We start from the raw sequence: 18,728 nt of genomic DNA, 5'->3' as shown, positions 1-18,728 counted from the left end.
CGAGCGCGGCGGCGGTGGCGCTCGGTGGGTCGAGCGCGGCGCCGGTGGCGCTCGGTGGATCGGCCGCGGTGCCGGTGGCACCGGCAGGGGCGCTCGGGGTGGCGTCGGTGGTCACGCCAGCACCACGGAGCGGCTGAGATGCCGGGGTGCGTCCGGGTCGAGACCGCGTCCCTTGGCCAGGGCGACGGCGAAGCGCTGCGCCAGGATCAGGTCCGCCATCGGGTCCAGCGGGGTACGGCCGGCAGCCCAGCCGCCGATCACCGCGTGCACCCCGTGGGTCCGGCTGTGCACGAACGCCGCACCGGTCGCCGCGATGTCTTCGGCGAGCCCGTCCGGGATCTCCCCGAACGCCCAGACCACCCGGCCGGGCGCGGCGATCGAGATCGGCCCGTGCCGGTAGTCCATCGCCGGGTACGCCTCGGCCCAGGCGGTGGCCGCCTCGCGGCACTTGAGCGCGGCCTCGTGCGCGATCCCGACCGTCCAGCCCCTGCCCAGGAAGGTGATCTGCTCGACCCGGGCGGGGTCGAACGGGAGCGGGGCGCGTATCGCCACCTCGGCGTCGGCGGCCAGGGCGGGGACATCGGTGCCGAGGTGGGCCCGGAGCAGGGCCAGGGTGCTGGTGGCGAAGCGCGTCTGCACCACGGAACGCTCGTCGGCGAAGGGCATCGCCACGGACTGGTCGGCCAGCTCTGCGGCGGGCGAGCCGGGGTCGCCGACGATGACGCTGCTCGGCCGGCGGCCACGCACCGCGGTGAGCACGTCCAGGACCTCGGTGGTGGTGCCGGAGCGGGTGATCGCGACGACCCGGTCGTACGGGCGGTCGAGCGGGAACTCGGAGGCCTGGAACGCGTCCGTCTCGCCGTGTCCGGCGCGTTCGCGCAGCCCGGCGTAGGCCGTCGCCATGAACCAGGAGGTCCCGCAGCCGACGACCGCGACCCGTTCACCGGGTCGGGGCAGGGCGGCGGTGGAGTCGGCGGCCAGCGCGGCGGCCCGTCGCCAGCACTCGGGTTGACTGCTGATCTCGGCGTCGACGTGGCCCATCGCAGCTCCTCGCGGGCGATAACCCGCACCCGCAGGGCGGCGCCGTGTCGCGGCGGACCGGCCTGCACAATACGGCTCGGTTTAACGATCTTTCGCGCGTTATTCTGCGCGAAACATTGTGGTCGTGGCAACCGGGGCACGATTTGCGCCGGGGCACGGACCTGGGGGACGCCGGGCCGGAGTTCCACAGCTTCGCGCAGAAGCGAGTTTTGCGGGCGCGCGTTTCGCGCACTATTGTGCACGAAATCTCCGCACGCACATAGCTGGAGGCCCGGGGTGGACCGCTATGCCAGATGGAACGCGCTGCTCGAACTGCTGACCGAGACCGGTCGGGTCAGCGTGGAGGACGCGGCGGGCCGCTTGGACGTATCGCAGGCCACCATCCGCCGCGACTTCGACCAACTGGCCCAGCAGCAGATGATCACACGTACCCGGGGCGGTGCGGTCGCCAACGGTGTCTCCTACGACCTGCCGCTGCGCTACAAGACGGCCAAGCACTCGGCCGAGAAGCAGCGGATCGGCGCCGCCGCCGCGGCCCTGGTCGCACCGGGGACGGTAGTCGGGCTCAACGGTGGCACCACGACGACCGAGGTCGCCCGGGCACTGGCCGTCCGGCCCGACCTGAACAGCAGCGCCGACGGTGCCCAGTTGACCGTGGTGACCAACGCGCTGAACATCGCCAACGAGCTGCTGGTCCGGTCCCGGATGAAGATCGTGGTGGCCGGCGGCGTGGTCCGGCCGCAGTCCTTCGAACTGGTCGGGCCGCTCGGCGGGGCACTGCTCCGCGAGGTGACCCTCGACGTGGCGCTGCTCGGGGTGGACGCCATCGACGTACAGCTCGGCGCGGCGGCGCACCACGAGGGCGAGGCGTCGATGAACAACCTGATGGTGGCCCGTGCCAAGCGGGTCGTGATCATCGCCGACTCCTCCAAGCTCGGTGGGCACGCCTTCGCCCGGATCTGCCCGATCGAACGGGTCGAGACCCTGGTCACCGACTCCGGCGCCGACCCGGAGACGGTCGCTGCCTTCCGCGACGCCGGCGTCCACGTCATCTCCGCCTGAAACTCCGACCGGTCGCCACTGCTCCACTCGCCGAGATCGCGGCGGCCCCACCCGTGGCCGGGCGGGCCGGTTGACGCCCAAAGCTACTGTCATTAGCCTTACAGCTACGCACCATCGGCACGGCTGGGCGCCTGCGTCAGCGCGCCCACGCCACGGCATGGGAGAAGACATGGCAACCCTGACCCACACCCGACTCGGCGCGTTCGCCTTCGTCGCCGCCGGCGGGTTGTTCGTGCTCTATCCGGCCCTGCGACCGTGGCACGACGAGACCACCGTCGAGGGCGCGCTCGCCGCGATGGGCTCCGGTGGCTGGATCGCCTCGCACCTCTTCGCCATGGTCGGCTTCATTCTGTTGCCCCCGGCCCTGCTCGCGGTTTGGAGTGCGGTCCGGGGCACCCCGGGTGATCGGCTCGGGATCGCCGCGACCCTCGCAGGCTGGCTCGGTGCGGGGCTGGTGCTGCCGTACTACGGCGCCGAGGACTTCGGCCTGTACGCCATCGCCCGCCAGGCCGCCGAGGGGGAACGGTTCGACCTGCTCGGTCTGGTGGAGGCGGTGCGCTTCAGCCCGGTCGCCGCCACGACATTCGTGCTCGGGCTGCTCGCGCTGGCCGTCGCCGGAGTGTGCACCGCGGCGGCGGTGTGGCGGTCCGGGACGCTGTACCGCCCCAGCGGGCTCCTCTTCGCCGCGGGGTTCGTCCTCTTCCTGCCGCAGTTCTACACCCCGGCGCCGATCCGGATCGCGCACGGCGTCCTCGTCGCGGTCGGAGCGGCGTGGCTCGGCCGGGAACTCTGGGTGGTGGGAGTCGCACCCCGCCGGGCCGGCTGACCGGCATGGCCCACGGTCCGGTCCGCACCCCGGTCGGGCGGCCGGAGGCGCATGCCGGCACCGGGAGCCCGGTGCCGGCGTGCTGTCGCTCGCCATCCACTGGCAAGGCGATGCGTCGTCGAGAGCGACCTTCTCTGCACTACTAGCGTGTTTCTCTGCGCTACTAGCGTGTATAGCGCGGTAGCCTGCAAAGCGATGGTACGGTGGCCCGCGACAACCGGACATGACCAGAGGGGTCGCGATGGCTGCGGTACTCGAGATCGAAGGTCTGCGCAAGACCTACCGGAGTAGACGCCGGGGCGTCCGACAAGCCCTGGACGGGTTCGACATGCGGGTCGAGGCCGGACAGGTGCACGGGTTCCTCGGCCCCAACGGTTCGGGCAAGACCACCACCCTGCGTACCCTGCTCGGCCTGATCCGGCCCAACGGCGGCCGGATGGCGATCCTCGGCCGGGAGGTGCCGGCGGCGCTGCCGGTGGTCGCCGGCCAGGTCGGTGCGATCGTGGAGAGCCCGCAGTTCTTCCCACACTTCTCCGCCCGGGACACCCTCTCGCTGCTGGCCGGTGCCGGCGGCGTGCCGCAGACCCGGGTGCTGGAGGTGCTGGAGCTGGTCGGCCTGCGCGAGCGGGCCAAGGACCGGGTCAAGACCTACTCGCTCGGCATGAAGCAGCGGCTCGCGGTCGCCTCCGCCCTGCTGAAGAACCCGAAGCTGCTGATCCTCGACGAGCCGGCCAACGGGCTCGACCCGGGCGGCATCCGGGAGATGCGGACCCTGATGCGCGACCTCGCCGCCTCCGGGATGACGGTGGTGGTCTCCAGCCACATCCTCGGCGAGGTGCAGCTGATCTGCGATTCGGTGACCATCATCTCGCTGGGCCGCCGGGTCGCCGCCGGCCCGGTCGCCGAGGTGCTGGCCGAGCACTCCGGCGGCGGGCTGCGGGTCCGGCTGGAGGCGGTCACCGACCTGCCGGTCGCCGCCGACCTGCTCGCCCGGTCCGGCGTACGGGTCACCCCGCAGGACGACCACCTGCTGGTGTACGAGGTGGACAAGCCGGCCAGCGTCACCCGTACGCTCGCCGCCGCCAACCTCTTCGTCAGCGAGCTGGCCCCGATCACCGTCGACCTGGAGAGCGTCTTCCTGGAGCTGACCGCCACCGCCCCGGTGCCCGGCCAGCACCGCCAGGTGGACGAGTCCGTGGTGGTTGACGGCGGCGGCACGGCCGGCTCGACGGGAACGACAGGAACGACGGGAACCAACGGGGGGTGGGGAGTGTGAACCTCTACACCACCGAACTGCGCCGGCTCGGCAAGCGGCGGTTCGTCCGCTATCTGACCCTGGCCGGGCTGCTCGTGCTGGTCGCCGTCGCGGTCGGCATGTTCCTCACCAACCAGAGGGTGGGGCCGGCCCAGATCGCCGAGGCGGAACGCGCCGCCGAGCGGGAATATCAGCAGAACGTCGCCATGGTGCAGCAGCACCGGGCGGAGTGCGAGCGGGCGAAGGCGACCGGCGGGGCCGTGGCGGACGGTTTCCCGGACGACTGTTCGGTGATCGAGGCTCCGCCCCGGAACGCCTTCCGGGCCGAGTGGCACATGCCGCCCACCTTCGAGTTCCGCCAGGAGTTCGCACCCACCATCACCACGCTCACCGCCGTGCTCGCGCTGGTCGCGTTCGTCGGTGGTGCGTCGTTCGTCGGTGCCGAGTGGAGTACGGGCGGCATGATGAACCTGCTGCTCTGGCGCCCGCAGCGGGTCCGGGTACTCCTCACCAAGCTGGCAGCCCTGCTCTCCGCGCTCTTCGGCCTGACGGTGGCGGCCGGAGCCCTGTGGACGGCCGCGTTCTGGGCGACCGGCAGCCTCCGGGGCAGCACCGACGGGATGACCTCCGGGGTCTGGCAGTCGCTCGGGTTGACAGGTCTGCGCGGGCTCACCCTGATCCTGGTGGCCGGGGCGCTCGGTTTCGGCCTGGCTTCGCTCGGCCGGCACACCGCGCTGGCACTCGGCGGCGTGCTCGGGGTGATGGTGGTCGGACAGTTCGGTCTGGGCATCGTGCTGTCGATGGCGCAGGTCAAGTTCATCGAGGCATATCTGCTGCCGACATACCTGCTGGCCTGGATGGACAAGAAAATCACGCTGCGCAACTGGGAGGCCTGCCAGACGACGTTCACCGGTGGGTGCGAGCCGGCGACCCGGGACATCACCTGGCAGAACTCGTCGGTCCTGCTCGCCGTCGCGCTGGTGGCGGTGCTCGGTACGGCGATCTGGTCCATGAGGCGGCGGGACATCACCTGACCCGCGGCGGGACCACGGGCGCGGTGACGGTCGCGGCGATGCGCGGCGGCCGGTCACGGCGACGGTCACGGGGGGGCGGGGGCGGCGGCCGGGGGCGCCGTCCCCGGCGACCGTCGCGTCCCCCACGGCCGTCGCGTCCCCATGGCCGTCGGCGGTCACCCCGACGGCCGTCGCGTCCCTGGTGGATGTGTCCACAACGGCGGTCGCGGGCGTGGCGCAGGTGACGGTTGTCGCCCGTGGCGGCCGGTGCGGTCTTGGGCCGGCGTCGCTACGCTGGTGAACTGTTCGCAGGTCGTGTCGTGTCGACATCAGAGGAGTGCCATGCGGAACCCCTCTGCACCCGCCGACGACGAGACCGACCCCGACGAGACTGACCCCGACGAGACCGGGCTCGGCGAGGCCGCCCCCGGCGAGGTCGACCTCGAAGAGGCCGACCGGGGAGTGCGGGGCCGGGCTCGCGAGACGGCCGGCCATGTCCCGCAGCCGCGTGCCGCCCCCGGCGCGGAGTCCGACGAGCTGGCGGAGATTCCCGCGCAGGCACCGCCGGCCGACCCGGCACTCACCGAGCGGGAGCGGGAGATCCTCGCCTTCGAACGGCGCTGGTGGAAACATGCCGGCGCCAAGGAACAGGCGATCAGGGACGCCTTCGACCTCTCCGCGACCCGGTACTATCAGATCCTCAACGGACTGCTCGACAATCCGGCCGCGCTGGAGGCCGAGCCGATGCTGGTCGCCCGGCTCCGCCGGCTCCGCGCGACCCGGAGCCGCAACCGTCGCCGCTGAGCACCCGGCTCCCGGGCGCTCGTGGTGGCTACTTCTCGTAGGTGCGCAGCCCGTTGCCGAGCGCGATGAAGGTCGGTGCCCACTCGCCGATGAAGATCCCCCAGCGGTCGGCCCGGTCGATTCCGGCGTGCTCCATCTGCTTCGACAGCATCCAGCTCAGGAACGACAACCCGATGCTGGCCGCGCCGGCCATGTACATGTGCTCGGCCCGCAGGCCCATCCGGTGCAGGTGCTCCAACATCTGCTGTCCCCTCCTCGCGTAACCGCTCGTAACATGAAACTACCTTCGGTAATCGTTGCTGGTCGGCTGGTTGCCGGGATGCGGTCCAGCAAAGCCCCGCCCCGCTCGCGCCGGCCCGGGGCACATCGACGGTGTGCGCGGCCGGTACCGTGACGCCGGTGACGGCGGTAACGGACTCGGCACGGATGGTGGCGGACGCCTTCGGGCTGGCCCGACCGACCGGGCCGTTCACCGAATGGGCACACACCAGCCACCGGACCTGGAGCCTGCAGACCGCCGACGGGCGGGTGCTGGTCAAACAGGTGGACTGCGCCGGCTGGCGCGAGCAGTTCGCCCGCGCGATGGAGTTCGAGGGCCGGGCCCGCGCCGCCGGGATCGACCTGCCGCGCCCGGTCCCACCGGTGCGCCCCGCCTTCGGGTACGTCACCGAGGTGTCCGGCTTCGGCATGCTGCGGGCGTACGAGTGGGTGCCGGGACGGGCGCCGACCGCCGAGGACGACCTCGCGGAGTGGCTCGGCACGACCCTGGCGACCCTGCACCGGGTGCACCCGCTGCCGGCCGCCGAACCGGAGGTGTACGGCCTGCACGACCGGGCGCGGTGGCAGCGGTGGCGGGACGAGGGCGCCCGGCGGGGCCGGCCGTGGGCGCCGCTGCTGGCCCACCGCCTGCCGCTGCTGCTCGCCGAGAGCGAACGGATCAGGCAGGGGTTCGAGGCGGCCGGCGGTTACGTCCTGACCCACCGGGACGTCGAACCGTGGAACGTGCTCGTCACCGACGACGGTGCCCCGGTGCTGGTCGACTGGGACACCGCCGGCCCGGACTGTGCCGGGCTGGAGGCCGGGCACACCGCGTACGCCTTCGCCGCCCTGGGCCGGCAGGTGCCCGACCCGGTGGTCGGCCGGAGGATCCTGGCGGCGTACGCGCGGCACGGCGGTCGCCTGCCGGCAGCCGACGCCCTCCTGCTGCGCCGGGCCGGAATGATGCTCAGCCGGCTGGCCGAGCGGCTGAACGTCTCGGTCGGCTGGCAGGAGAGCGGCCCGTGGGACGTCGCCGAACTGGACCGGACCGCGTGTGCGCGGCTGGAGCGGTTGCCCGCATTCCTCGCCCACCTCGACGACTGGGCGCGCAAGCTCGACGACCGGCCGATTCGGGCCGGGGAGGGTGGCGATTCGCGGTAGAACAGGACGGGAACCCACCTGTCCGACCGCCGGGAGCCGCCGATGAGACCGCTGGGCCAGGAGCAGCCGAAGGCGATGCGGGTCCGCTCGGTCTCCGTGCCGGCGCCGGGCCGACCGGAGAACGAGGACCACGTCTTCCGGTACGGGGACCTGGTCGGCGTCCTCGACGGGGCGACGGTGCCGGACGGCTTCGACACCGGCTGCGTACACGGACCGGCCTGGTATGTCCGGCGGCTCGCGGCGCGGCTCGGGCTGGCCGCCGCGGACCGGCCCGCCGCCGCGCTGGCCGGCAACCTCGCCGCCGCGATCCTCGCGGTCCGGGCCGACCACGGCGGCGCCTGCGACCTGGACCATCCGGGCACCCCGTCGGCGACGGTCTGCCTGCTGCGGCAGGTCGGCGACCATGTCGACTATCTGGTGCTCTGCGACAGCCCGCTCGTGCTCGACCTCGGCGAACGGATCCGGGTGGTCTCGGACGAGCGGCTGGGGACGGCAATGGCCGACCTGCGGCAGAAGGCGCTGGCGGTGGCCGATCCCGGGCAGGTGGACGCGGCGACCCGGTTCCGCCGCTCGGTGACGTTGCAGCGGGAGCAGATGAACCGGACCCACGGTTACTGGGTGGCCGCCGCCGATCCCGACGCCGCCTTCCACGCGGTCACCGGGAGCCTGCCGCTGCACGGGCCGGGCCGGGTCCGCCGGGCCGCGCTGCTGACCGACGGTGCTTCGGTCGCGGTCGAGCAGTTCGGGCTCTTCGACTGGCGCGGCCTGCTCGACCTGCTCTGCGAGGCCGGGCCGGGCGAGCTGGTCCGCCGGGTCCGGCTGGCCGAGGCGGGGGACGGCCGGCGCCGTGCCGGCTTCAAGCGTCACGACGACGCGACGGCCGTGCTCTGCGAGTTCGAGGAGTGACCCCACGGGGACGCCGTCGACGGCGCGGGACCGGGGGAAGGCCGGGTGGCGTTTCCCGCGCCACCGCGTCTGTCCAGGACCGGCGGTGCGGCCGACCGGGACCGGCGGTGCGGCCGACCGGGACCGGCGGCGCGGCCGACCGGGACCGGCGGCGCGGCCGACCGGGACCGGCGCATGTCCTGGCCAGCGCCGACCGTGGGGCCGGGCCGGGTCCGCCGGCCGGCGTCGGCACAGGCACGACCAGCCAGTCGGCAGGGGGGACGCCCGGTCGGCTGGGGATGGCCCGAACGGCGCGGGTCTGGCAAACCGGTGGACGCGGCGGCGACCCGGCGAGAAGCATCGAGATCGTGACCCGTGAGGTACGGCTGGCGCCGATAGGCGAGCACAATCTCGAACCGCTGCTGTCGGTGGCGGTCGCCGAGACGGAGCCGGACGAGGTGATGCCGCCGGTCGAGGCGCCGGCCGGCTGGTCGCAGGCGCGCCGCGACGCGTTCCGGGAGTTCTACCGGGCCAACTTCGGCGGCCTGACGGGGCCGACCGGCAACCTGATGTACGCGATCATCCAGGACGGCGACGTGGTCGGCATGATCCGACTGGGGCGGCGCGCCGAGCCGGGCACCCTGGAGACCGGGATGTGGCTCGGCAAGTCCACCCGGGGGCAGGGCATCGGGCTGATCGCGCTGCGGTTGCTGCTCGCCGAGGCGATCGAGGCCGGCGCCTGTCGGGTGGTGGCCGAGACCCGGTCGGACAACCTGCCGGCGCTGAACCTGCTGCGCCGGTGCGGCGCGGTGTTCTGCGAAGACGGGGCGGCGATCCGGGCGGAGATCCGGCTCGGTGTCAACGAGGCGCCGGCCGGCGCCTGGTGACCACCAGCCGCGCGCCGGGAGCCAGGACGTGATCCACGAGACCGCCGGAACCCCGGCCACCATGCGGCAGGGCTGAGCCGCCGTCGCCCCCTCCTCACCGCTGCGCGGCGTACGCGGCCAGCCAGGCGACCTGGGCCGGATCCAGGGACGGCCGGACCCGCTCCCGGGCCGCCGCCACGTGCCCGGCGTGCACGGTGCTCGCCTCCAGCGACTCCCGCATCGCGGCGAGGGCCGCCTCCCGGACCAGTGCCGCGCAGTCGGCGGCGGAGAATCCCGTCAACTCCCCGGCCAGCGCCGCCAACTCCACCTCGGGGGCGAGCGGCACGTTCCGGGCCGCCGCCTTCAGGATCGCGGCCCGGGCCGCGGTGTCCGGCGGCGGCACGTAGACCAGCCGCTCCAGCCGGCCCGGCCGGAGCAGTGCCGGATCCACCAGGTCCGGCCGGTTCGTGGCGCCGACCACCACGACGTTGCGCAGCGGCTCCACCCCGTCCAGCTCGGTCAGGAGCGCGGCGACCACCCGGTCGGTGGTGCCGCCGTCGGTGGCCTGGCCACGCAGCGAAGCCAGCGCGTCCACCTCGTCGAGGAAGACCAGGGTCGGCGCCGCCTCCCGGGCCCGGCGGAAGAGCTCCCGGACGGCCCGCTCGCTCTCGCCGACCCACTTCGAGAGCAGCTCCGCGCCCTTCACCGACAGCACGTTCGCCCGCCCGGTGCCGGCGAGCGCGCTGACCAGGAAGGTCTTGCCGCAGCCCGGCGGGCCGTAGAGCAGCACGCCGCGCGGCGGCTGCACACCGAGCCGGGCAAAGGTGTCCGGGTAGTTCAGCGGCCAGAGCACCGACTCGGTCAGCACCTCCTTGACCTCGGCCATGTCGCCCACGTCGTCCAGGGTCACCTCGGCCAGCTCCAGCATCGAGGACTCGGCCATCGACGTCGGTCGCACGACCTCCAGCGCCGCCGCGAAGTCGGCCATCGCCACCGTCGGGCCGGTCGCCGCCTTCTGGCGCAGCGCGGCGCGCACCCCGGCCTCGCGGGCCAGCGCGGCCAGGTCGGCGGCGACGAATCCGGGCGTACGGGCGGCCACCTCGTCCAGCCGGACGTCGTCGGCGAGCGGCATGCCCCGGGTCAGCACGGTCAACTGCTCCCGGCGCAGCGCGGTGTCCGGCAGCGGAATCGCGATCTCCAGGGAGAGCAGGTCGGGGGAGCGCAGCGCCGGGTCGACCGACTCCGGCCGGCTCGTGGTGCAGACCACGGCGGCTCCCGCGCGTACCGTCTCGGCCAGGAGCTGCCGGAAGACCGTACCCACCGGACCGGGGGTGTCACGCGGCGCCAGCGCCTCGACGTCGGAGACCAGCAGCACCGCGGGGGCCGCGTCCCGGACCGACGCGGTGGCCTCGCGGAGCCGGCGGGCGGCGGCGTCGTTGGTGAGCGCGGCGATCTCGGGTGCCCAGATCGCGGTGAACCGGGCCCCCACGGCGCGGGAGATTGCCCGGACCAGCGCAGACTTCCCCGACCCGGCGGGCCCGGTCAGCAGTACGCCGAGCGAGACGGTGGTGCCGAGCCGGCCCAGCACCTCCCGGTGGTGGAAACCGAGGTCGAGCAGCTCGGTCAGCTCCTCGGCCTGGGCCCGCAGTCCGGGCAGCTCGTCCAGCCCGGGAGCCGGATCCGACGGCCCGGCCGCGATGCCCGCACCCCCGGCGCCGCTCCCGTCCGTGCCTGTGCTCGGGGCTCCGGCGACCGCCCGCGCATCGGCCGGCGTCGACCCGTGCGTCGAGTGGCCGTCCCGCCAGGCCACCACGCTGTCCATGGTCACCAGCACGGAATCCGCCCGATCCCGCGGGGCGTCGGGCCCGACCCGGTCGGCGGGTCCGGGCGCGGACTCCGCCGCGGTGACCGTCAACAGGGTGCTGGTCCAGGCATAGCCGACCGTGTTCGCCAGGCTGCGCCGGGCCGCCTCGACCAGGGTCCGCACCGCCGCGGCGGGAAGTACGTCCTGCGGCAGCAGGGAGACATCGTCGCCGGCGGTCACCATCTTGCCGAGCAGGGCAAGGCGGAGCATCTCCGGTGAGACGACGGCGACGATCTCCGGCGGCCCGGAGAGCTCCACCCGGCGGGCGGCCAGCACCGGGGTCGGAGCGACGGTGACCTGGCTACCGTCGCGTACGCCGAGGTTGCCGAGGAGCAGGTCGTCGGCGTAGAGCAGGGCGCGGCTCGCCGACGACTCCGCCCGGGCCACGATCCCGGCGGTGCTGCGGCGCCCGGTGAGCCGTACCGGGTCGCCGGGATGCAGCCCCAGCGCGGTCAGCACCTCCGGGTGCAGCCGGACGATGCCCCGACGGGCGTCGAGCGCGGCCGGACGCAGGCTGGCGGTGAGCGTGAGATCCCGACCCGTCACCGGGCCGAGAGTACCGGCCGGAACCAGCCGCCGACGCGCGAGGACGCGACCGGGGATCACCGCTCCGGGATCACCGCTCCGGGCCACAGCCCGACGGGACCGGCCCGGCTCACCGGTCGCCGCCTGGTCGTTCGGGGCCGAGCCGCCTGGTCGTCGGGGCCGAACTACCTAGTCGTCGGGGCCGAGCAGTGACGGGTCCCGACGGATCAGGTCGGCGAGCCGGGCGGCGGCGTCGGGGTTGGGCGGATCTTCCGGGTCTGCCCAGCTCGGCACCGTCTTGACCGACATCGGCCAGGAGTGGGGCGGCTGGCCGGCGGTGGGCAACGCCGGCTCGGCGGCGGGTCGTACGGTGACCACGCCGTCGTTCCACGCCACGTGCATCGCCGAAATGTTCGGTCCGTCGGCGACCCACATCGTGACCGCCACGTTCGGATACTGCGCTACGACCCGCTGGACCGCCTCGGTCACCTCGTCGACCGGTGATCCGGCCCGGGCCGCCGCTTCCTGGGCCCGCCGTCGTTGCAGCGCCTCGCGGCGCTCCATCCGGGCCAGCGCGTCGTCCAGTTCGCCCCTCATCGTGTCACCTTCCCCGGCCCGCCGCCGACCATCGCGACCAACCGTCGGGGCTAAGTCTCCCGCTCCCGGATCGCTCGATCCAGCGCCCGATCCAGCACGATCAGTAGGGCATCCCGCACCGAAAGTCGGTCTCGGGCGTCGAACTGGACCAACGGGACATGTTCCCCGATCGCCAGCGCCCAGCGGATCGCCGTGAGATCGTGGGCGATCTTGCCGTCGAACGCGTTGACCGCGACGACGAAGGGTAGCCGGGCCCGCTCGAAGTAGTCGATCGCGGGATAGCAGTCGTCGAGCCGGGACGAGTCGACCACCACCAGCGCACCGAGCGCACCCCGGGCGAGGTCGTCCCACATGAAGCCGAACCGCGACTGCCCCGGCGTGCCGAAGAGATAGAGCTTCAGGCTGCGGTCGATGGTGACGCAGCCGAAGTCCATAGCCACCGTGGTGGTGGTCTTCTCCGAACGGATGCCGGGATCGTCGACGCCGATCCCGGCGGTGGTCATCTCCGCCTCGGTGGTCAGCGGCGCGATCTCCGAGATGGCGCCGACGGTGGTCGTCTTGCCGACACCGAAGCCCCCGGCGATCAGGATCTTCACCGGGATCGGCGGTGCGGTGCCGCGCCGCTGTTCGGGCCGGGTCGCCGCCGCCGGGTCGCCGCCGGTCTCCCGGGCGGCGTGCCGGGGCGGCGTGTGGCGGGCGGGCGGGGCGTACCCGGCGGGCAGCCCACGGCCGCCCGCGACACCGTGTCCGGCCGGGCTGCCGTACCGGCCGGGTGCGCTGTTGGCCAGTGGGCCGGCCGATGGCGAGGCGGGCCACTCAGGAGATCGCACGAAGTCCATCGATCACTCGCATAATGAGGTCCGGGTCGTGGGCATCCTCGACGGGATACACGTGTACGTCGAGGTGGCCGGCGGCCCGCAGGTCACCGACCAGGATCTTGGTGACGCCGAGGTGCATCCGCAGCCGGGCGGAGATCTCCGCCACGGACATCGGCTCGGCGCAGAGCGCGACGATTTCCTGAAGTTCGGAGGAGAGCCGGTTGACCGGCGGGACGGTCCACGACTCGCCGTCGATCTTCGCGGTCACCTGCGTCTCCAGCCCGATCGCCGGGTCGGCCCCGCAGACCCGCCCGGAGGTCAGGACAAACGGGCGCAACCCGGTCGGTACCGGCTCGACCGTCGGCAGCTCCCCGGTGTCGACCTCCGGCTCGGGCGTCTCCTCCGCCAGCGCGGCCTGGAGGTAGGGCCGGATCCGTACCGTCGGCAGCACCTCCGGCTCCGGTTCCACCTCCGGTTCCGGCGCATCGCTCCGCTCGGTGCCGCCGGCACGCCGGCCGGGCTGACTGATGCCCTCGCTCCGTTCGGTCACAGCGGTTCACCCCGCCCGATGTCGTTCCACGGCGCACGGCGCAGCAGGCCATCCACCGCAGCACCCGCGATCACGACTGGACGGAGTTCTTCAGTTCGACGATCAGCCGAGGGGTGAGTGCGCCTCCGGCCCGACCGGCGAACAGCGTCATCTCGTATGCGACGGTGCCCAGGTTGGCCGACCGGTCGGCGACCACCCCGAGGACCGAGCCGCTGCTGATCGCGCTGACCAGCAGGTAGCCGTCGGTCATGTCCACCACCACCCGGTTGAGCGCACCCAGCGTGTACCAGTTGGCGGCCCCGCTCGCCAGGCTGGTCATCCCGGAGACGACCGCGGCCAGCCGCTCCGCGTTGGACCGGTCCTTGATCGACGACATGGCCATCAACAGCCCGTCGGAGGAGACCGCGATCGCCTCCTGTACGCCGGCGGTGCCGGACGTGAACGAGTCCAGCAACCAGTTGAAGGTGCGTGCCTCCTGGCTCAGCTCACCAGTGCCCGCTGCCTGCTGGTCCTGTTCGGTACGGATGAAGGGAGTGCTCATCGTGGGGTTCCCTCTTCGTGGCGATGATCTGTGCGGACTTCGCTCAACGCGCGCGCGACGCCGGACTCGAACTGCGTCATCAGCTCGCGCACCTTGTCGGGGTCGTCCGGCGGGGCGGTGGTGATGGTCGGCGCCTGGCCGAGCGGGGTGGTCGGCGGCGGGACGCTCAGGTTGGCTCCGGGGATCCGGCGGTTGAGCCGCGGCGGCGGAGCGTCCGGTGCGGTGGTGGGCGTGCCGGTCGCCATCCCGGCGCCGTTCGGTCGGGATGCCGGTTCCGCCGGTGCGAGATTACCGCCCTGCGGGCCCGGAACGTTCCGCTCGCCCGGCGTGCCGCCGGCTGCCGGCCACGACTCGGGCCGTTCCGGACCGGGCGGCTGCTGCGGAGGTGTGGGCCGCCGGGGGAGTCCGGGCCCGGTGCCGCCCTGCTCCGGCCGCGGTTCCGGCCCGGCTGACCGGGCTTCGGTGCCGGCCGACCGGGCTTCGGTGCCGGCCGGGCGGGTCTGCTGCTCGCGCTGCGCCCGGCGTACTCCGGCTTCGAACTCCTCGATCAGCGCCCGGACCACGGACGGGTCGGCCGGGGTCGGTTCGGGGCGGGCCCGGCCGGTGGTGTCCGGGAGTTGGGCGCCCGGGACCCGCTGGCGCAGCCCGGTGCCGGGGCCGGACGGTGCGGGTCCCGGGCCGCTGTCGGCGGCGGGAGGTACTGCCGGTGCGCCCGCCGGTGCGCTTCCGCCTCCACCGCTCGGCCCGCCGAGCCGTACCGCCTCGCTCTCGCCGTCGTCGGTGTCCGATCCGGCCGTTGCGGGGCGGGTCTCGAAGGCGTTCCACGGGTTACCGGTGGTCAGCGACCGGGTGGCCCGGCGGATCAGCTCCTCGTCGAAGACCGGTCCGGCCGGTACCGCCGCCGGCGCCAGTTCGGGAAGCCGGAACACCGGCGCCGGCTCGACCACCGTCGGTGCGGGCTGGGCTACCGCGGGAGCGGGCTGTCCGGCTGCGGGTGCGGGCTGTCCGGCCGCGGGTTGCGGGAGTGCGGGTTGCGCGGTCGCCGGGGCCGGTTCCGCCATCCCCGGCGCCGGCCGTACGGGCGTGCGTGCCGGTTCCGACGAGTAGGGCGCCGGGCGGCCGTACATGGTGCCGCCGCCGGCACCACTGCCAGCACCGGCACCACTGCCAGCACCGGCGACACTGCCACTGTCGGCTCCACCGCCGCTGCCGGCAACGGGACCGCTGCCGGCGAAGCCGACCGGCCGGACCGGCAGCGGGGCCGACGCGCTGGCCCGGGGTGAGGGCAGCTCGGGACCCGGGTCGCGGGTGACCAGCAACCGGTCGTCGATCTCCACCCCCACGGTGACCCCGCCGCCGGGGGTGGTCGCCGAGAGGGTGATCCGCCAGCCGTGCCGGCGGGCGAGTCGGCCCACCACGAAGAGCCCGAGAACCTCCGTCGGGACGAGGTCGAGTCGTTCCCGGCGGGTCAGCCGGGCGTTCTCCTCCGCCAGCCGCTCCGGCGACATGCCGATGCCATGGTCGACCAGGTTGAGGCGTACCCCGCCCGGGATGACCTCGGCGAGCACGGTGACCCGGGTGTGCGGCGGCGAGAACTGGGTGGCGTTCTCCATCAGTTCGGCGAGGGTGAGCACGAGGTCACCGATGACTCCCGGCGCCACGGCGACGTCGAGCCGGACCTGCACGTCGACCCGGGTGAAATCCTCGATCTCGCCGAGCGCCAGCCGGACGACGTCGCCCAGCGGCAGCGGCGCCACGTGGCCGTCCCCGCCGGCGCCGCCGGAGAGCACCACCAGGCTGCTGGCGTTGCGGCGCAGCCGGCTGGAGACGTGGTCGAGCCGGTACAGGTGCTGCAGGCGCCCCGGGTCGGTCTCCTGGTGTTCCAGGCGGTCGATCAGGGCGATCTGCCGGCCGACCAGGTTCTGGGTACGCCGCCCCACGTGCCCGAACATCTGGGCCACGTTGCGCCGGCTGGCGGCCTGCCGCTCCACCAGCCCGGCGGCGGTGCCCTGCACCCGCTCGAAGGCCCGGGCCAGGTCGCCGATCTCGTCGCGGCCGTCCACGTCCACCGGGTCGAGCCGGATCGGCTGGTAGGACTCGGACTCGTCGTCGACGATCCGGGTCAGTTCCTCCTCGGCGGCCCGGGCCATCCGGTCGGCGGAGACGGTGAGCCGGGTCAGCGGCCGGGCCACCGTACGAGCGACGGCGAGGCTGAGCAGCATCATCAGGGCGATGATCAGCAGTACCAGCGCACCGACGCCGTACGCCCCGGCGATGGCCCGCTGGCGCTGGTCGGTCACCTCGGCGATCACGTCGGTGATGATCTTCTTCTCGATGAACTGGCCGAGCGTGATCAGCGAGGAGGCGGCCGGGAAGAGCGCCTCCAGACTGAGTCCGGCGAGCGCGTCGGTCGGGTCGGCGGCGCCGGCCCTGAGGAACTCCGGGCTGGTGCGGGCCGCCGTCGCCCGCTCGATGAGCCCGTAGAGCGTGTTCTGCGCCGGGGTGGCGAAGCTGCGGAACCGGTCCAGGTGGACCTGGAGGCCGGCCATGGTGGCGACGTAGGCGGCGCCGGCGGCCGGGTTCTTCGTCCCTGCGACCAACACGATCAGGCCACCGGCGGCGCTGATCCCCTCGTCCGTGCGGAGCACCGCGTCCAGCGCGATCATCTGGCGCCCCTCGGGCGTCGTCGCGTCCGCGGAACGGGTCAGCCGCAGCGACTCGATCAGCCCGACGTGCACCTGCCCGTACGTGGTGAGCACCTGCTGCGGGTTGGCCCGGCCGGCCAGGACGCCGGTGCGCAGCTCGGCGATCCGCTGCACGCCGTCGATCGCCTCGTCGACCTCCTCGGGCAGTTGCCCGGCGAGGTCGGCCCGCAGGTCGGCGATCCGGTCGCCGACCTGCGCGATCTGCTGTACCAGCTCGGAGCGGTCCGCCACGCCGAGCAGGTAGCCGATGCAGAGCAGCCGTTCCCGCTGGAGGTCCTGCACCAGGGTCCCGACCCGGCCGGCCCGGCGTACCGACTCGGCGGTCTCGGTCGCCTCCCGGGCCGACTCGATCCGGTCGGCCAGGATCGGGGCAGCGAGGCCGATCGTGCTGAGCAGGGGAAGGATGACGAGCAGGGCCAGCCGGCCACGGATCCGGAGCCTACCGAGCATCGCGGCGTCCCCACGGCGACGGCTGGCTCTCGGCAGTGGTGGGACGGGTGGCCGACCCGGCGGGCACCGGGTTCTGCCAGTCCGCCAGTGCGGAGCGCCGGCCCGGCTCACCTGCGGGCTCCGGCCGGAAGGGCCGCCCCTCCGGCATGGGCGTCACCTCGCCGGCCGTCGATCCCGAGGGCGGTGGTCCGGTCGGCGGTGCTCCGGGCTCGGTGCCGACGATATGGCCGAACCCGAGCGGGATGGCCTCGCCGGCCCGGATCCGGGCCGTGCTCCGGGCGGCGGCGCGGGCGGCGAGCAGCGGTATGGCGGCGAGGGCGCAGACCAGCAGCAGGGCCAGCACCAGTGCGCCGACCGCGATCTGCCGTTCGCCGGTCAGGTCGTCGATCCGCTCGCGGAGCAGGAGGTCGAGTTCGGTAAGGATGATCACGGCCAGGCCGGAGCCGGCGAGTTGCGCGGACGACCGGGCGGCGCCGACCTGGATCGGGTTCGCCGTCGCCGATTCGCGGGTGAGCGTGGCGAGGTCCTCCACCGCGCGCTGGTAACCGTCGAGCCGGCTGAGCACGTTGCCGCCGAGGCTCCGGCTGGCAGTGTTCTCCACCGCCGCACGCAGGTCGTCGACGAGGTCCGCCGCCGGGCTCAGCACGGCGGCCCGGGCCAGCGCCAGCTCGCTGGCGGTACGCACCCGGTCGCCGCCGGGCCGCTCGGCGGCGAGCACCGTACGGTCGGCGAGCCGGCCGGCCGCGACCAGGGCCTCCGGCAGCTCCTCGGCGACGGCGTCCTGGAGGTGGTAGGCGTCCGAGTCCGGGTCCCGGATCAACCCGGAACTCTCCCGCACCTTGGCGTAGAGCGCCAGCAGCAGGTCGACCGTCTCGGTGTAGGCCGTCCACGCGTCCTGCGGGTTGGCGGGTGGCCGGTCGGGCAGTGCCTCGATCTTCGCGTGCAGCCCCGCCCAGCGTTCGCTGGTACGCAGGTCGGCGCCGTACCGGACGTCGACGGCGCTGGTCTGCTCGACGGCGCTGCGCAGCGCGCTGGACGCCACCGACCGGCCGGCCACGGCACCGGACTGGGCGTCAACCAGGGCGAGGGTGAGCTGCCCGAGCGAGCGCAGGTACTCGACGCCGTGCCGTTCGCGCTCGGTGCCCGACCGCTGCTCGTCGTTGCTGCGCCAGGTCGAGCTGAACAGCGCGCCGACCGGTACGAGGAGGGCGACCGCGAGCAGCACTCGCAGCGCCGTGCCGGTCCGGTCCGGCACGCGCCGGGACCGTTGCGCAGGAACTGTCATCGTCCATCTCCATCGGCGCGAGGGGTCGATCTGCGTGGTGGCGCGTGGGAAGGCCCGCCGGTCCCGTCCACCGGACCGGAAAACTAATAGACGTCGGACCCACACGATCCGGGCCGAGCAGTCAGTTATGCGTCACTTGGGTACAGGTAACACCGGGTGACCAAAATTGTGACTCCTGGTACGTACTTGCCTACGTGCATGTATTGATTGGTGGCTTTGTGT

The 18,728-nt window shown here is 73.5% G+C and carries 17 protein-coding genes; 8 read left to right on the top strand and 9 right to left on the bottom strand.

The genetic code is table 11. From position 1 onward, the window contains the following. Window positions 1-111: 111 nt before the first annotated feature. Window positions 112-1,041: an SIS domain-containing protein gene (locus ACN28C_RS03085; protein WP_422772098.1), complete on the bottom strand. Its 930-nt coding sequence runs from the start codon at window positions 1,039-1,041 to the stop codon at window positions 112-114. A gap of 276 nt (window positions 1,042-1,317) precedes the next feature. On the opposite strand from ACN28C_RS03085, the gene ACN28C_RS03080 reads away from it, so the two are divergent. The 5 genes from ACN28C_RS03080 (at window position 1,318) to ACN28C_RS03060 (ending at window position 6,001) form a co-directional block, all read left to right on the top strand. After that, complete coding sequence (locus ACN28C_RS03080; protein WP_422772097.1) at window positions 1,318-2,103, top strand: DeoR/GlpR family DNA-binding transcription regulator; 786 nt, start codon at window positions 1,318-1,320, stop codon at window positions 2,101-2,103. A 169-nt stretch (window positions 2,104-2,272) separates the two neighbouring features. Continuing rightward, window positions 2,273-2,929, top strand: a complete 657-nt coding sequence (locus tag ACN28C_RS03075) for a hypothetical protein (protein WP_422772096.1) — start codon at window positions 2,273-2,275, stop codon at window positions 2,927-2,929. A gap of 241 nt (window positions 2,930-3,170) precedes the next feature. Then, window positions 3,171-4,205, top strand: a complete 1,035-nt coding sequence (locus tag ACN28C_RS03070; protein WP_422772095.1) for an ATP-binding cassette domain-containing protein — start codon at window positions 3,171-3,173, stop codon at window positions 4,203-4,205. Continuing rightward, the gene (locus ACN28C_RS03065; protein ID WP_422774492.1) at window positions 4,202-5,218 is read left to right on the top strand and encodes an ABC transporter permease subunit; all 1,017 of its coding nucleotides are present in this window, start codon (window positions 4,202-4,204) and stop codon (window positions 5,216-5,218) included. Before ACN28C_RS03070 ends, ACN28C_RS03065 begins: the two co-directional genes overlap by 4 nt. 321 nt (window positions 5,219-5,539) lie before the next feature. Next, on the top strand, window positions 5,540-6,001 hold the full coding sequence (locus tag ACN28C_RS03060) for a DUF3263 domain-containing protein (protein ID WP_422772094.1): 462 nt from the start codon (window positions 5,540-5,542) through the stop codon (window positions 5,999-6,001). A 28-nt stretch (window positions 6,002-6,029) separates the two neighbouring features. Here the strand turns inward: ACN28C_RS03060 and ACN28C_RS03055 are convergent, their stop codons facing one another. Then, complete coding sequence (locus ACN28C_RS03055) at window positions 6,030-6,242, bottom strand: hypothetical protein (RefSeq protein ID WP_421496687.1); 213 nt, start codon at window positions 6,240-6,242, stop codon at window positions 6,030-6,032. Window positions 6,243-6,400: 158 nt separating this feature from the next. On the opposite strand from ACN28C_RS03055, the gene ACN28C_RS03050 reads away from it, so the two are divergent. The 3 genes from ACN28C_RS03050 to ACN28C_RS03040 all read left to right on the top strand — a co-directional run bounded on the left by ACN28C_RS03050 (window position 6,401) and on the right by ACN28C_RS03040 (window position 9,192). Next, window positions 6,401-7,420, top strand: coding sequence for a phosphotransferase (locus ACN28C_RS03050; protein ID WP_422772093.1), 1,020 nt, complete (start codon window positions 6,401-6,403; stop codon window positions 7,418-7,420). A 42-nt stretch (window positions 7,421-7,462) separates the two neighbouring features. After that, window positions 7,463-8,326: a hypothetical protein gene (locus tag ACN28C_RS03045; protein ID WP_422772092.1), complete on the top strand. Its 864-nt coding sequence runs from the start codon at window positions 7,463-7,465 to the stop codon at window positions 8,324-8,326. Between the two features lie 347 nt (window positions 8,327-8,673). Beyond that, window positions 8,674-9,192 (top strand): GNAT family N-acetyltransferase, encoded by a 519-nt coding sequence (locus ACN28C_RS03040; protein WP_422772091.1) that lies wholly within the window; start codon window positions 8,674-8,676, stop codon window positions 9,190-9,192. 94 nt (window positions 9,193-9,286) lie between these two features. Here the strand turns inward: ACN28C_RS03040 and ACN28C_RS03035 are convergent, their stop codons facing one another. The 7 genes from ACN28C_RS03035 to ACN28C_RS03005 all read right to left on the bottom strand — a co-directional run bounded on the left by ACN28C_RS03035 (window position 9,287) and on the right by ACN28C_RS03005 (window position 18,506). Continuing rightward, window positions 9,287-11,581 (bottom strand): AAA family ATPase, encoded by a 2,295-nt coding sequence (locus ACN28C_RS03035; RefSeq protein WP_422772090.1) that lies wholly within the window; start codon window positions 11,579-11,581, stop codon window positions 9,287-9,289. A 168-nt stretch (window positions 11,582-11,749) separates the two neighbouring features. After that, window positions 11,750-12,157 carry a hypothetical protein gene (locus tag ACN28C_RS03030; protein ID WP_422772089.1) on the bottom strand — a complete coding sequence of 136 codons (408 nt, stop codon included), beginning with the start codon at window positions 12,155-12,157 and terminating at the stop codon, window positions 11,750-11,752. 50 nt (window positions 12,158-12,207) lie between these two features. After that, window positions 12,208-12,996 (bottom strand): GTP-binding protein, encoded by a 789-nt coding sequence (locus ACN28C_RS03025; protein ID WP_422772088.1) that lies wholly within the window; start codon window positions 12,994-12,996, stop codon window positions 12,208-12,210. Further along, the gene (locus tag ACN28C_RS03020) at window positions 12,974-13,444 is read right to left on the bottom strand and encodes a DUF742 domain-containing protein (RefSeq protein WP_422774491.1); all 471 of its coding nucleotides are present in this window, start codon (window positions 13,442-13,444) and stop codon (window positions 12,974-12,976) included. The genes ACN28C_RS03025 and ACN28C_RS03020 overlap by 23 nt, the downstream gene beginning before the upstream one ends. 151 nt (window positions 13,445-13,595) lie before the next feature. Then, window positions 13,596-14,066, bottom strand: coding sequence for a roadblock/LC7 domain-containing protein (locus ACN28C_RS03015; protein ID WP_101369297.1), 471 nt, complete (start codon window positions 14,064-14,066; stop codon window positions 13,596-13,598). Then, entirely contained in the window at window positions 14,063-17,221 is a 3,159-nt protein-coding gene (locus tag ACN28C_RS03010; protein ID WP_422772087.1) for a nitrate- and nitrite sensing domain-containing protein, read from the bottom strand. Before ACN28C_RS03010 ends, ACN28C_RS03015 begins: the two co-directional genes overlap by 4 nt. Beyond that, complete coding sequence (locus ACN28C_RS03005) at window positions 17,211-18,506, bottom strand: hypothetical protein (protein WP_422772086.1); 1,296 nt, start codon at window positions 18,504-18,506, stop codon at window positions 17,211-17,213. The genes ACN28C_RS03010 and ACN28C_RS03005 overlap by 11 nt, the downstream gene beginning before the upstream one ends. Window positions 18,507-18,728 lie beyond the last annotated feature (222 nt).

Source organism: Plantactinospora sp. WMMC1484, from assembly GCF_049315195.1.
Classification (GTDB): domain Bacteria; phylum Actinomycetota; class Actinomycetes; order Mycobacteriales; family Micromonosporaceae; genus Plantactinospora.
The sequence above is the reverse complement of the archived record's forward strand: the minus strand, read 5'-3'. Positions and strand labels throughout refer to the sequence as shown.

Coding starts and splice junctions, on each gene's coding strand:
- ACN28C_RS03015 (WP_101369297.1), bottom strand. CDS start 14,066: ATGAGCACTCCCTTCATCCGTACCGAACAGGACCAGCAGGCAGCGGGC.
- ACN28C_RS03045 (WP_422772092.1), top strand. CDS start 7,463: ATGAGACCGCTGGGCCAGGAGCAGCCGAAGGCGATGCGGGTCCGCTCG.
- ACN28C_RS03070 (WP_422772095.1), top strand. CDS start 3,171: ATGGCTGCGGTACTCGAGATCGAAGGTCTGCGCAAGACCTACCGGAGT.
- ACN28C_RS03075 (WP_422772096.1), top strand. CDS start 2,273: ATGGCAACCCTGACCCACACCCGACTCGGCGCGTTCGCCTTCGTCGCC.
- ACN28C_RS03060 (WP_422772094.1), top strand. CDS start 5,540: ATGCGGAACCCCTCTGCACCCGCCGACGACGAGACCGACCCCGACGAG.
- ACN28C_RS03005 (WP_422772086.1), bottom strand. CDS start 18,506: ATGACAGTTCCTGCGCAACGGTCCCGGCGCGTGCCGGACCGGACCGGC.
- ACN28C_RS03010 (WP_422772087.1), bottom strand. CDS start 17,221: ATGCTCGGTAGGCTCCGGATCCGTGGCCGGCTGGCCCTGCTCGTCATC.
- ACN28C_RS03085 (WP_422772098.1), bottom strand. CDS start 1,041: ATGGGCCACGTCGACGCCGAGATCAGCAGTCAACCCGAGTGCTGGCGA.
- ACN28C_RS03055 (WP_421496687.1), bottom strand. CDS start 6,242: ATGTTGGAGCACCTGCACCGGATGGGCCTGCGGGCCGAGCACATGTAC.
- ACN28C_RS03030 (WP_422772089.1), bottom strand. CDS start 12,157: ATGAGGGGCGAACTGGACGACGCGCTGGCCCGGATGGAGCGCCGCGAG.
- ACN28C_RS03025 (WP_422772088.1), bottom strand. CDS start 12,996: ATGGACTTCGTGCGATCTCCTGAGTGGCCCGCCTCGCCATCGGCCGGC.